The 13380-nt window shown below is 40.5% G+C and carries 12 protein-coding genes; 6 read left to right on the plus strand and 6 right to left on the minus strand.

Annotated features, from left to right (window positions below; translation table 11 throughout):
- Positions 1 to 2: 2 nt before the first annotated feature.
- The 6 genes from mnmG to rpmH all read right to left on the minus strand — a co-directional run bounded on the left by mnmG (position 3) and on the right by rpmH (position 6100).
- Positions 3 to 1892, minus strand: coding sequence for a tRNA uridine-5-carboxymethylaminomethyl(34) synthesis enzyme MnmG (gene mnmG, locus RCG19_RS09350; RefSeq protein WP_308110626.1), 1890 nt, complete (start codon positions 1890 to 1892; stop codon positions 3 to 5).
- 327 nt (positions 1893 to 2219) lie between these two features.
- Positions 2220 to 3605 carry a tRNA uridine-5-carboxymethylaminomethyl(34) synthesis GTPase MnmE gene (gene mnmE / locus RCG19_RS09355; RefSeq protein ID WP_308110627.1) on the minus strand — a complete coding sequence of 462 codons (1386 nt, stop codon included), beginning with the start codon at positions 3603 to 3605 and terminating at the stop codon, positions 2220 to 2222.
- Between the two features lie 249 nt (positions 3606 to 3854).
- A complete protein-coding gene (gene jag / locus RCG19_RS09360) occupies positions 3855 to 4481 on the minus strand; it encodes an RNA-binding cell elongation regulator Jag/EloR (protein ID WP_166245262.1) in 627 nt (208 codons plus the stop codon).
- Positions 4478 to 5251: a YidC family membrane integrase SpoIIIJ gene (gene spoIIIJ / locus RCG19_RS09365; RefSeq protein ID WP_166245260.1), complete on the minus strand. Its 774-nt coding sequence runs from the start codon at positions 5249 to 5251 to the stop codon at positions 4478 to 4480. Before spoIIIJ ends, jag begins: the two co-directional genes overlap by 4 nt.
- A gap of 152 nt (positions 5252 to 5403) precedes the next feature.
- Positions 5404 to 5748 (minus strand): ribonuclease P protein component, encoded by a 345-nt coding sequence (gene rnpA, locus RCG19_RS09370; RefSeq protein WP_308110628.1) that lies wholly within the window; start codon positions 5746 to 5748, stop codon positions 5404 to 5406.
- 217 nt (positions 5749 to 5965) lie between these two features.
- Positions 5966 to 6100: a 50S ribosomal protein L34 gene (gene rpmH / locus RCG19_RS09375; RefSeq protein ID WP_007084526.1), complete on the minus strand. Its 135-nt coding sequence runs from the start codon at positions 6098 to 6100 to the stop codon at positions 5966 to 5968.
- 753 nt (positions 6101 to 6853) lie between these two features.
- On the opposite strand from rpmH, the gene dnaA reads away from it, so the two are divergent.
- From dnaA to gyrB, 6 genes are all read left to right on the plus strand, one after another.
- Entirely contained in the window at positions 6854 to 8200 is a 1347-nt protein-coding gene (dnaA, locus tag RCG19_RS09380; RefSeq protein WP_166245256.1) for a chromosomal replication initiator protein DnaA, read from the plus strand.
- A 299-nt stretch (positions 8201 to 8499) separates the two neighbouring features.
- Positions 8500 to 9636, plus strand: coding sequence for a DNA polymerase III subunit beta (gene dnaN / locus RCG19_RS09385; RefSeq protein WP_166245254.1), 1137 nt, complete (start codon positions 8500 to 8502; stop codon positions 9634 to 9636).
- Positions 9637 to 9779: 143 nt separating this feature from the next.
- Positions 9780 to 9995: a S4 domain-containing protein YaaA gene (yaaA, locus tag RCG19_RS09390; RefSeq protein ID WP_166245252.1), complete on the plus strand. Its 216-nt coding sequence runs from the start codon at positions 9780 to 9782 to the stop codon at positions 9993 to 9995.
- Positions 9996 to 10012: 17 nt separating this feature from the next.
- Positions 10013 to 11131 (plus strand): DNA replication/repair protein RecF, encoded by a 1119-nt coding sequence (gene recF, locus RCG19_RS09395; RefSeq protein ID WP_308110630.1) that lies wholly within the window; start codon positions 10013 to 10015, stop codon positions 11129 to 11131.
- A gap of 8 nt (positions 11132 to 11139) precedes the next feature.
- On the plus strand, positions 11140 to 11391 hold the full coding sequence (gene remB, locus RCG19_RS09400; protein ID WP_166245249.1) for an extracellular matrix regulator RemB: 252 nt from the start codon (positions 11140 to 11142) through the stop codon (positions 11389 to 11391).
- Positions 11392 to 11454: 63 nt separating this feature from the next.
- On the plus strand, positions 11455 to 13377 hold the full coding sequence (gene gyrB / locus RCG19_RS09405) for a DNA topoisomerase (ATP-hydrolyzing) subunit B (RefSeq protein ID WP_166245303.1): 1923 nt from the start codon (positions 11455 to 11457) through the stop codon (positions 13375 to 13377).
- Positions 13378 to 13380: the final 3 nt, after the last annotated feature.

Raw genomic sequence — 13380 nt, forward strand, 5'->3', positions numbered from 1 at the left:
GATTATTCATTGGATACTCTCGCTACCCGTCCTTGTTCTAAATACACAAGCAGGATCGAAATATCTGCAGGATTGACACCGGAAATCCGGGATGCTTGGGCAATGGAGAGCGGTTTAATCTTTTTGAGCTTTTGTTTCGCTTCTGTAGCTAATCCATTAATGGCATCATAATCAATATTGTCAGGGACTTTCTTATCCTCCATCTTTTTCAGACGCTCTACTTGCTGCAGTGACTTTTCAATATACCCCTCGTACTTAATTTGGATTTCCACCTGTTCTTTCACATCGTGATCCAAAGCAAGCTCACTCTTAGTCAGACTTTCAAGCAATTCATATGTCATTTCCGGTCTTTTCAGTAAATCGGATGCACGGATCCCATCTTTCAATTCACTACCGCCGATGCTGCGAATTAATTCCTGTACTTCAGCAGATGGCTTTAGAATAATGGACTGCAATCTTTCCCTCTCTGCTTCGATTGCTTCCCTTTTTGCCAAGAATGCTTCATAGCGATCTTCACGAATCAAGCCAATTTCATGTCCCATATCGGTTAACCGTAAATCGGCATTATCATGACGCAATAGAAGGCGATATTCTGCTCTTGAGGTTAACAATCGATAGGGCTCGTTTGTCCCTTTTGTAATTAAATCATCAATGAGCACGCCAATATAAGCATCAGAGCGTCCAAGGACTAATTGCTCACGGTCAAGCGCGTTTAATCCGGCATTGATCCCGGCCATTAACCCTTGACCCGCAGCTTCTTCATACCCGGACGTTCCATTAATTTGGCCCGCAGTGTATAAATTTTTAACAACCTTTGTTTCTAAAGTCGGCCATAATTGTGTCGGTACAATCGCATCATATTCGATCGCATAACCGGCCCGCATCATTTGGGCATTTTCCAGTCCAGGAACGGTTCTAATAATTTGATGCTGGACATCTTCAGGCAGGCTGGTGGAAAGTCCCTGTACATAGACTTCCTTCGTATTTCTGCCTTCCGGTTCAAGGAAGATTTGATGGCGCGGCTTGTCATTGAAGCGGACAACTTTATCCTCAATCGATGGACAGTACCTTGGGCCTGTTCCTTTGATCATGCCGGAAAACATCGGCGAGCGATGCAAATTGGCATCAATTAACGAATGTGTTCGGTCATTTGTATAGGTGAGCCAGCATGGCAGCTGATCGGTAATATATTTCGTTGTTTCATACGAAAATGCTCTAGGTTCTTCATCACCAGGCTGAATTTCTGTTTTACTGTAATCAATGGTATTGCCATTTACTCTTGGCGGTGTACCTGTTTTAAAACGGACCAGTTCGAATCCAAGTTCCTCTAAATGTTCAGACAGCCTAATCGATGGCTGCTGATTATTCGGGCCGCTTGAATATTTCAATTCGCCAAGGATAATTTCACCGCGCAAGTAAGTTCCCGTTGTGACGACTACCGTTTTAGCGCGATAGATAGCGCCGGTTTTCGCAATAACCCCTTGAACCACTCCATCTTCCACAATCAATTGCTCGACCATGCCTTGGAGCAAGGTTAGGTTTGGTTCTTCTTCTAAAGTCTTTTTCATTTCATGCTGATAGGCAAATTTATCTGCCTGGGCCCGTAAGGCACGGACAGCTGGACCTTTTCCAGTGTTCAGCATCCTCATTTGGATATAGGTTTTATCAATATTCTTTGCCATTTCACCACCGAGGGCATCGATTTCACGTACGACGATCCCTTTTGCCGGGCCGCCCACGGAAGGGTTACAAGGCATAAAAGCTACCATATCTAAGTTTATTGTGATCATTAATGTTTTTGCGCCAAGTCTTGCCGCCGCAAGGCCTGCTTCACAGCCGGCATGTCCAGCTCCAACGACAATGACGTCATAACTACCTGCTTCGTATTGCATGGTATTTCCTCCTTTTCCGTATCACGACGGAAACGTTACTTCTTCTGGTCTATTTTAAGGTTTTAATAAGTCCTATTGGATACCTTTTTTCTATTCTCCAAGATCGTTTGGGCTCCAATATGCCCTATTGGATACTCTTTTTTTATTTACCAAGGCGGAATGGGCTCCAATATGCTCCATTGGATACCTTTTTCCTATTTTTCAAGACCGATTGGGCCCCAATATGCCCTATTGAAAACCCGTTCCTCACTACTTTAAGCATGAAGGGCTCTAATAACCCCTATTTTTCTATCTTATCCGCTCTTGTGCCGGGAAAAACCCGCTTTTTTATTTTCCTAGACAGAACTGTGAAAATAACTGGTCGATTAGGCTCTCATGGACGCTGTCACCGATGATTTCCCCCAGCAATTCCCATGTCCTGGTTAAATCGATTTGCACGATATCAATCGGAGTCCCCATTTCCACCCCTTCAATTGCGTCCTCAATTGTCTGTAGACTCATGTTTAATAACGCAATGTGACGGCTATTGGACACATATGTTAAATCGCCAGCCTCAATGGATCCTGCAAAAAATAACGAGGCAATTGCATCTTCCAGCTCATCGATACCGCGATCTTCCAATAATGAGGTGGTAACCAAGCTATGCTCTTTCGCCAATTCTCTGACCCGCTCCATATCAATTTGCTGCGTCAGATCCGTTTTATTGACGATGACGATGACATCCATCCCTTTGACAACCTCAAAAAGGCTCTCATCCTCAGCGGTCAGCTTGTCGGCGTTATTCAACACAAGCAAAATTAAATCAGCCTCATTCAACACTTGACGAGAACGTTCCACTCCGATGCGTTCAACAATATCCTCTGTTTCCCTAATCCCTGCCGTGTCTAGCAGTCTAAGCGGCACCCCGCGGACATTGACATATTCCTCAATCACGTCACGTGTTGTCCCAGGAATATCGGTAACAATGGCCTTATTTTCATGGACAAGACTATTTAATAACGAGGACTTGCCGACATTTGGCCGTCCAACAATGGCGGTCGATAGCCCTTCTCGTAAAATTTTCCCTTGCTCAGAGGTTTGCAGCAGTTTCTTTATTTCCTCATGCACAAAATGAGCCTTTTCTAACAGCATCTTATGGGTCATTTCTTCGACATCATCGTATTCAGGATAATCAATATTCACTTCAACATGGGCAAGGACTTCTAAGATTTCTTGCCGCAGCCTGCGTACAAGCTTTGATAGACGGCCTTCCATTTGGCCAAGCGCCAGGTTCATTGCCCGATCAGTCTTTGCCCTGATTAAATCCATGACTGCTTCAGCTTGTGATAAATCAATCCGGCCATTTAAAAAGGCCCGTTTCGTAAACTCACCAGGCTCTGCTAGTCTTGCCCCATTTTTTAACACATGCTGGAGCACGCGGTTCACGGAAACAATTCCGCCGTGGCAGTTAATTTCCACTACATCCTCTTTGGTAAACGTCTTAGGCCCCTTCATAACTGAAACCATTACTTCTTCTACCACTACACCGCTTTTCGCATCGAGGAGGTGTCCATAGTGAATCGTATGGCTGGCTACATCCGTAAGCCTTTTTCCACCGATACTCTTAAAAAGCTTGTCTGCAATTTGAATGGCCTCATCGCCACTCAAACGAACAATCGCAATGGCTCCCTCTCCCATTGGAGTCGAAATCGCCGCAATTGTATCAAATTCCATCTTCTTCACCTCACAACTAAAAACTCCATCTATATCAAAAATAAGATTTTTCTCCAAAATAATAGAATATCACATGAATTTCTGATAAAAAAGCATCTTACTTCTATCCACAGGGTAAAATGTCTATTTTTTATTTTAACTTATCCACATGTGAATAACAATAAAGTGTGAAATCTCACCCTAAAAGTTATCAACAATCATAAATAAGATAAAAAAAAACACCCTATCATCAGATAGGATGCTGTTTCACTATACTCTTTTAACCGGTGTAATGACTATAAAACGATGCGGTTCAGTTCCATCAGAAAACGTTTTGACACGTTTATTTTCGGATAAAGCGGTATGAATGACTTTTCGCTCATAGGAAGGCATCGGTTCCAATGCTACATCTTTTCCAGACTTGACAGCCTTTCCTGCTAATCGATGTGCTAATTGAATTAACGTTTCACTTCGTCTGTTTCGGTAATCCTCTGCATCCAAAATCACATTTAAATAGTGGGTTGCAAAGCGATTAATCACCAATTGGGTCAAATATTGCAGTGAATTAAGTGTTTGACCCCGTTTACCAATTAAGAGAGCGATTTTTTCCCCTGTCATCACAAAGTGAACCTGTTTGCCGTCCCGTTTAATCTCTATCTCTGCAGGTGCACCCATTTGTTCACTTACTTGAATAAGAAATTTCTTTGCTTCCTCAATAGGATCGATGATCATCGTTACTTTTACAACAGCCGGACGGGAACCGAAAATTCCGAAAATACCCTTTTTGCCTTCATCAATAATATCAACATCTGTGCGGTCTTTGGTGGTTTTTAATTGAGCTAAAGCTGATTCTACTGCTTCTTCGACAGTTTGTCCTGTAGCAGTTACCTGTTTCACTTTTTTGCTCCTCCCACATTACCGGTGGCATTCGCCTTTAAATCCGGTCCTTTAATAAAATAGGTTTGCACAATCATAAAAATATTACCAACAACCCAGTATAATGAAAGGGCTGCAGGGAAACTAAACGCAAAGAACATAATCATAATCGGCATTATCCAGGTCATCATCGCCATTTGCGGATTTTGCTGCTGGCCAGCCATCATCATCTTTTGCTGAATAAAGGTTGTGACCCCGGCAATAATCGGCAAAATAAAATATGGATCCTTTTCGCCCAAGTCAAACCATAAGAAACTATCCTGAGCAATTTCCCTTGTTCTAGAAATAGCATGATAAAAACCAATTAAAATTGGCATTTGCACAATTAACGGAAAACAGCCTGCCATTGGATTGACACCATGCTTTGAAAACAGTGCCATTGTTTCCTGCTGCAGTTTTTGTTGCGTCTTTTGATCTTTTGAACTATATTTTTCACGAAGTGCCTTCATTTCAGGCTGAAGCGCCTGCATGGCCTTTGAGCTTCTTGTTTGCTTGATCATCAATGGCAAAATTGCCAATCGAATTAAAATAGTTACAACAATCAGCGCTAAGCCATAGCTTCCCCAGAGGATAGTTGCTCCCTCTTTAATCACCCATGATAACGGATACACGATGTATTCATTCCAAAGACCTGTACTTTCAGCAGTAATCGGCTTCTTAATTTCACTGCATCCTGTTAAAAACAAGAACACAGAAAGCAGGCCGAACGAAAGTAATATTCGTTTCTTCAACCACTTATTCCCCCTTACCAAATGTAGAATAAAAAGTGCGGATCTAAACCTTATGTAGTAATTTCCTTTTACATTATCTAAAAATTAGTTTATCACTTTTTCCATTCAATTGTCTTCACGACAACAGCTATATAATGACTAATTTAGCAAAGTTAGTTTCTCTTTAGTACTTTTCCAACCTTAAGGACATGAGTTAAACTCTTTTTCACCTCGAAAAAGTCCATCTCCGCCGTCGGTTTCCTTGCGATAATCACGTAATCATTCTCCTGTAAGACCTGATCATGCAATTCATGAATAGATTGACGCACATAGCGCTTAATTCTATTTCTGGTAACAGCATTCCCAATCTTTTTGCTCACAGACAGACCTATCCGAAAAAAGCCTTGTCCCTCTTTTTTCAATGAATAGACAACAAATTGGCGATTGGCGAATGATTGCCCCTTCTGAAAGGCAACCTGGAAATCCTTATTCTTTTTAATTCGGAATTCTTTTTTCATAAAAAAACTCCTTTAAACTTTGTTTGTGACCTTGAGAATTGTCCAGCTACAGGCACCATCGGCTAGTGTACTTCGCGCTTCTCCCTACGATAAGTCAACATCGAATCGCTACGCTCTCCGTGTTTCCTTTATCTCAGTCGAAGCGCTCCAGTCCATACGCCGATAGGCGGGTGCCTTCCGCTTTTCTTACAAAAAAGACCACTGACGCTTCAGTGGTCTATGCTGATAATACTTTTCTTCCCTTTAGACGACGACGAGCTAGGACCTTACGTCCGTTTGCTGAGCTCATACGACTGCGGAAACCGTGAACTTTACTGTGTTTACGTTTATTTGGTTGATATGTTCTTTTCATTATATGACACCTCCCTGAGGAATAGCTGTTTAAATTTAATCAGACAGTCTTAACTATTATAAAGACCTGAGTATAATATTGTCAACTCCTCTTCTCATATTGTTTCCTTTTTCAATTTTTTTCGAACATGATTTAGGGCATTTCCAGAAATTCTATAAATAACCTTCAACTTTGAGAATTGTCTAGCTCCAGGCCATACGCCGCTGACCAGGGCACTTGCGCTTTTCTATCTGTGGATAAAAATTCGACACTTTTTCTATTATCCACACAAGATATTGACAGGTTTTGCACAAGTTATTTACCTGTGGACAATTACTATACACACAATGCTGTTGTTGTGGATAAACGATTAAAAGGCATTGCGTATTAAGCAATTATTTGATATTATATTTGTGTTTTCACTCTTAATAACTACATCCCGAATAATACGTTATCCACAATTTGTGGATAACGTGTGGATAGTTTATTCAAGGACACTGTAGAAACTTGTCCACAAGAGGTGGATATTGTCGAAACTCCACATTATTTCCTTATTATATGTTTTCCACAACCACTGTTTCGTATATTTATAAATTAATAGGTTGTACTGGTAGTATAAATCTTATTTTTTCACGGAACTTAAGTCGAATAGGTAATCTGGTTGCACAGAGCTACTTCATGAAGACAACATTTTTTTGGGGTTAGACAATAAATAATGCGAGTGCTAGTTTAGATAAATAATTTGTCCAAACGAACAAAAAGGAGGGATAGTAGTTGGAAAATATTGCGGATCTTTGGAATGCAGCGCTAGCCAATATTGAGAAAAAGATAAGTAAGCCTAGCTTTGATACATGGCTTAAATCCACAAAAGCCCATTCCCTTCAAGGCGACCTACTAGTGATCACGGCACCGAATGAATTTGCACGTGATTGGCTGGAAGAACGTTATTCTCAGTTAATCTCCGGGATTCTATATGAAATCACCGGGGAAGAGCTATCTGTAAAATTTATTATTCCGCAAAATCAAAAAGAAGCCGAAAATGAGCTGCAGCTGCCGCCCAAAAGGATAAAAAAGGATGATGACCACGGGGATTTCCCGCAAGGTATCCTCAATCAAAAGTATACATTTGATACATTCGTTATTGGTTCAGGCAACCGATTTGCCCATGCTGCATCACTTGCAGTAGCAGAAGCACCGGCTAAAGCTTACAATCCTTTATTTATATACGGTGGTGTAGGATTGGGGAAGACTCACTTAATGCACGCCATCGGCCATTATGTTTTGGATCATAACCCAGGGGCAAAAGTTGTCTATTTATCATCTGAAAAATTTACCAACGAGTTTATTAACTCAATTCGTGACAACAAGGCGGAGAATTTCCGCAATAAATATCGAAATGTCGATATCCTACTCATTGATGATATTCAGTTTTTAGCTGGAAAAGAATCAACTCAAGAGGAATTTTTTCATACTTTTAATGCACTTCATGAAGAAAGCAAACAAATTATTATCTCTAGTGACCGACCTCCACGGGAAATTCCTACACTGGAAGACAGGCTCAGGTCACGCTTTGAATGGGGACTCATTACTGATATTACCCCGCCAGATTTAGAAACAAGAATCGCGATCCTCCGCAAAAAGGCCAAGGCGGAAGGGTTAGATATACCGAATGAGGTAATGCTTTATATTGCTAACCAAATTGATTCGAACATTCGTGAACTTGAAGGTGCGTTGATCCGCGTGGTCGCCTACTCTTCGTTAATTAATAAAGATATTAATGCAGATCTTGCTGCTGAGGCCTTGAAGGATATTATTCCAAGTTCAAAGCCAAAAGTTATTACCATCTTAGAAATTCAAAAGACTGTCGGGGAACATTTTAGTATTAAGCTTGAGGACTTCAAGGCCAAAAAGCGGACAAAATCGGTTGCCTTTCCGCGGCAAATTGCGATGTATTTATCACGTGAATTAACCGACTATTCTTTGCCCAAAATAGGTGAGGAGTTCGGTGGACGTGATCATACAACCGTTATTCATGCACATGAAAAGATTTCTAAACTGCTGCAAACTGATTCAACCCTGCAAAAGCAGATGAAGGAACTGCATGAAATATTAAAGGTTTAAGGAAAAGGGGCGGAGCGCCGCATTTGTCTAGCCATTGCACATTTAATGGCTATGGATAAGAGTATCTATTTGTAATGGCAGGTTTAGCTCTGCTCACACCACCTTTTTGATGTTAAAATTGTGAATAACTTCTACCATTCTGTACACAGTCTGTCCACATGTGGATAGGCTGTGTTTCTATTGAAAATCAGGGTTATCCACATACTAACAGGCCCTACTAGTACTTCTACTATTTTTTTAAAAAATAATATTATATGTTACTGCTAAAAAAATATGCATCAAAAGGAGGAAATAATGCGATGAAATTTATCATTCAACGCGATCGTCTTGTTCAAGGTGTGAACGATGTTATGAAGGCCATTACATCAAGAACAACGATACCTATCTTAACGGGGATCAAAATTGTTGCCAGTGCAGAGGGAGTTACCTTAACCGGAAGCGACTCTGATATTTCCATTGAATCGTTTATTCCAATGGAGGAAGCAGGAGATGAGATTGTTGAAATCAAGCAACCGGGAGCAATTGTCCTGCAAGCGAAGTTTTTCAGCGAAATTGTCAAAAAGCTCCCTACTGATTCGGTTGAAATGGAAGTTCTCGGTTCTCTTCAAACCGTCATTCGCTCTGGGAAATCAGAGTTTAATTTAAATGGCCTTGATGCCGAGGAGTACCCTCACCTGCCGCAAATAGAGGAAAATAATAAATTTCACATTGCAACAGATCTATTAAAAGCAATGATTCGTCAAACACATTTCGCAGTGTCCACCTCAGAAACACGCCCAATCTTGACAGGTGTAAACTGGAAGATTGAGAACGGGGAGCTAACCTGTATTGCAACAGATAGCCATCGGCTTGCACTAAGGAAGGCCAAAATTGAAACGGAAAATAACGAAATGTACAATGTTGTTATTCCGGGAAAAAGCTTGAATGAGTTAAATAAAATTATTGATGATTCCAATGAATTAATTGATATTGTGATCACGGAAAATCAAATTTTATTTAAAGCAAAGCATTTATTATTTTTCTCAAGATTGTTAGAGGGAAATTATCCTGATACATCAAAATTAATTCCAAATGAAAGTAAAACCGATGTAACTGTCAATACGAAGGAATTCCTCCAAGCTATCGACCGTGCTTCCTTGCTGGCGCGGGAAGGGCGCAATAATGTTGTTAAATTTTCCATCATTGAGGGTGGGGTCATTGAAATTTCCTCCAATACACCTGAGATTGGAAAGGTAGTAGAGGAAATACAAAGTAGTTCGATTGATGGAGAAGATGTAAAGATATCCTTTAGTGCGAAATATATGATGGATGCCCTAAAGGCGCTGGAAGGGACAGATATTAAAGTGAGTTTTACTGGCGCGATGCGTCCATTCTTACTACGTCCCCTGCATGATGAAACTATTTTACAGTTAATATTGCCAGTAAGAACTTATTAAATAGTCATCCACTTAAATACGCCGCCATTCTTTTGGCGGTTTTTTCGATGTTTTAATAATTCTTACCGGTTTTCTTTGTAACTTACTGCTTTTTTTAGTAAAATAAAGTATTGGGACCATTTTTAGAAATGAGGGTGACGATTGTGCCTGAGAAAGTGAAGCTAGACACTGAATTTATTACATTAGGTCAATTTTTAAAACTGGCTGACGTGATTCAAACAGGTGGGATGGCCAAATGGTTTTTAAGCGAACATGCCATTTTTATTAATGGTGAGCAGGACCAAAGAAGAGGAAGAAAACTTCGTGCCGGTGACAAAATCCAAATTGCTGGCTTCGGGGAATTTATGATAACCGACTAGCTAAAGGATATGTTGCTATGTATATTGAAAAGTTAGCATTGAAAAATTACCGAAATTACGAAGAGCTATTCGTCCAATTTGAAAATAAAGTGAATGTTATCTTAGGCGAAAATGCCCAAGGGAAAACGAATATTATGGAGTCTATTTACGTTTTGGCCTTGGCTAAATCGCATCGAACTTCTAATGATAAAGAACTTATACGCTGGGACCATGAGTATGCTAAAATAGAAGGCAGGGTTCAAAAACAGCATAGCTCCTTGCCCTTGGAATTAGTCATTTCAAAAAAGGGAAAACGAGCAAAATGTAATCATATTGAACAGCAAAAATTGAGTCAATATGTTGGAAATATGAACGTGGTCATGTTTGCCCCGGAGGACCTTAACATTGTGAAGGGAAGCCCACAGGTGCGCAGACGTTTTATCGATATGGAAATCGGGCAGGTATCGCCCGTTTATTTACATGATATGAGCCAATATCAAAAAATACTGCAACAACGTAATCATTATTTAAAAATGCTGCAGATAAAAAAACAAACGGATCAAACGATGCTTGAGGTTTTAACGGAGCAGTTTATTCAAATGGCCGTGAAAATTGTCAAAAAACGTTTTGAATTCCTTCAGTTGCTTGAGAAATGGGCCATACCGATTCATCAAGGGATATCTAGGGGTTTAGAAACGCTTGAAATCACCTATAAACCATCTGTAGAGGTATTAGAAGAACAAGATTTGTCGAAGATGATAGCAAGCTTTGAAGAAAAGTTTACCAAGGTCAGAACGAGGGAAATTGAACGTGGCACAACCTTGTTCGGCCCCCATCGTGATGACTTATTGTTTTTTGTCAACGGCAGGGATGTTCAAACCTTTGGTTCACAGGGACAGCAGCGTACAACTGCCCTTTCAGTCAAACTTGCTGAGATTGAATTGATTTATAATGAAATTGGCGAGTATCCCATTTTACTTCTTGATGATGTTTTATCAGAATTGGATGATTACCGACAATCCCATTTACTCAATACCATACAAGGGAAAGTTCAAACGTTTGTCACTACCACAAGCGTGGAGGGGATTGACCATCAAACCCTGAAGGAAGCAGCGACGTTTTTTGTCAATTCCGGTACTATGAACAAGGTTAATTGAGGTGAACCATGTATATTCACATCGGGGAAGATCTTAATATAAGGGCGAAGGATATTATTTCAATACTAGACAAAGAGAGTGCAAATCATTCTCCGTTGATTGAAGAATTCTTAACGCACCATAAAGACAGATTAATTAACTTGTCCAAAAACCCCTTTAAATCAGTCATTATTACATATGACAAAATTTACTTATCCCCTATTGCTTCTGGAACATTAAAAAAACGTTCAAACCAAATGAATATACACGAATTTATATAATACTTTTTAAAACTAAAATATTGAGCTATTTTTTATCAGAAGGTGCGGTGAACATGGATGACTATGGAACAAAAGGCAGTAGTAGAAGAATCATACGGTGCGGATCAAATTCAGGTTCTCGAAGGACTTGAGGCAGTTCGAAAACGACCTGGTATGTATATTGGCTCGACAAGCGGTAAAGGGCTCCATCACCTTGTTTGGGAGATTGTTGATAACAGTATTGACGAGGCGCTCGCTGGCCATTGTGACGAAATTAATGTCATCATTGAGAAGGATAACAGTATCACTGTAATAGATAATGGCCGGGGAATTCCGGTTGATATTCAAGAAAAGATGGGCAGACCAGCTGTTGAAGTCATCATGACAGTTCTTCATGCCGGTGGGAAATTTGGCGGCGGGGGCTATAAGGTTTCCGGCGGACTTCATGGTGTAGGTGCCTCTGTTGTGAATGCCTTATCCACAGAGCTTGAGGTTTATGTCCACCGTGATGGTAAGGTCCACTATATTAAATTTGAACGTGGCGCCGTTGTGAAAGAACTAGAAGTCATTGGAACGACAGACCACACAGGTACAATTACGCATTTTAAACCGGATGGCGATATTTTTACAGAAACATTGGAATACGAATATGACATCCTCGCTACACGTATCCGTGAACTGGCCTTTCTTAACCGTGGCCTTAAAATCACGATTGAAGATAAGCGGGTTGAAAATAAACGAAATGAATACCACTATGAGGGCGGTATTAAATCCTATGTAGAGCATCTAAATCGCACAAAAGAAGTGATTCATGATGAACCAATTTACATGGAGGGCGAAAAGGACGGTATTAGTGTTGAAGTGGCTCTTCAATATAATGAGGGCTACACAGATAACATTTACTCTTTCGCAAATAATATCCATACCTATGAAGGCGGTACACACGAATCAGGCTTTAAAACTGCTTTAACGAGGGTTATTAACGATTATGCCCGGAAGAATGGTCTAATCAAGGAAAATGATACAAACTTATCTGGGGAAGACGTTCGTGAAGGAATTACGGCAATTGTCTCGATCAAGCACCCTGACCCGCAATTCGAAGGACAAACAAAGACGAAACTAGGTAATTCCGAAGTCAGAGCGATTACGGATACCGTTTTTGCCAGTACATTCGATAAATTTTTGTTAGAAAACCCTACAGTTGCCAGGAAAATCGTAGAAAAGGGTTTAATGGCCGCGCGGGCAAGACTTGCAGCTAAAAAGGCTAGGGAACTGACACGCCGGAAAAGTGCGTTAGAGGTTTCGAGTTTACCTGGAAAATTAGCTGACTGTTCCTCAAAGGATCCCGCAGAAAGCGAAATGTATATCGTTGAGGGAGATTCTGCCGGTGGCTCTGCGAAGCAAGGTCGTGATCGCCATTTCCAAGCCATTTTACCTCTTCGTGGAAAAATCCTTAATGTAGAAAAGGCTCGTCTGGATCGAATTCTTTCTAACAACGAAGTAAGGGCAATGATTACAGCAATTGGAACGGGAATCGGAGAAGATTTTGATATTTCTAAAGCACGCTATCATAAAATTGTCATTATGACTGATGCCGATGTTGATGGTGCTCACATTCGGACGCTTCTTTTGACGTTCTTTTACCGTTTTATGAGAAAAATCTTAGAAGCCGGTTATATTTATATTGCTCAGCCGCCGCTCTATAAAGTCCAGCAAGGAAAACGGATTGAGTATGCCTATAATGATAAAGATCTTGACCGGATATTTGCAGAACTACCAGCAGCACCAAAGCCCAATATTCAACGATATAAAGGTTTAGGCGAGATGAATCCTGAACAATTATGGGAGACAACAATGGATCCCGAGAGAAGAACGATGCTTCAAGTTAGCCTTGAAGATGCAATTGAAGCAGATGAAACCTTTGATATGCTAATGGGGGAAAAGGTAGAACCACGCCGCAACTTCATTGAGGAAAATGCACAATATGTTAAGAATTTAGATATATAAAAC

It is taken from the genome of Neobacillus sp. OS1-2 (assembly GCF_030915505.1).
In the GTDB taxonomy this organism is placed as follows: Bacteria; Bacillota; Bacilli; order Bacillales; family Cytobacillaceae; genus Neobacillus.

What these genes read in the sequence shown, in the direction of transcription:
- rnpA (WP_308110628.1), bottom strand. Translation starts at nt 5,748, where the DNA reads ATGAAAAAAGAATTCCGAATTAAAAAGAATAAGGATTTCCAGGTTGCC.
- rpmH (WP_007084526.1), bottom strand. Translation starts at nt 6,100, where the DNA reads ATGAAAAGAACATATCAACCAAATAAACGTAAACACAGTAAAGTTCAC.
- remB (WP_166245249.1), top strand. Translation starts at nt 11,140, where the DNA reads ATGTATATTCACATCGGGGAAGATCTTAATATAAGGGCGAAGGATATT.
- mnmE (WP_308110627.1), bottom strand. Translation starts at nt 3,605, where the DNA reads ATGGAATTTGATACAATTGCGGCGATTTCGACTCCAATGGGAGAGGGA.
- mnmG (WP_308110626.1), bottom strand. Translation starts at nt 1,892, where the DNA reads ATGCAATACGAAGCAGGTAGTTATGACGTCATTGTCGTTGGAGCTGGA.
- gyrB (WP_166245303.1), top strand. Translation starts at nt 11,455, where the DNA reads ATGGAACAAAAGGCAGTAGTAGAAGAATCATACGGTGCGGATCAAATT.
- dnaN (WP_166245254.1), top strand. Translation starts at nt 8,500, where the DNA reads ATGAAATTTATCATTCAACGCGATCGTCTTGTTCAAGGTGTGAACGAT.
- recF (WP_308110630.1), top strand. Translation starts at nt 10,013, where the DNA reads ATGTATATTGAAAAGTTAGCATTGAAAAATTACCGAAATTACGAAGAG.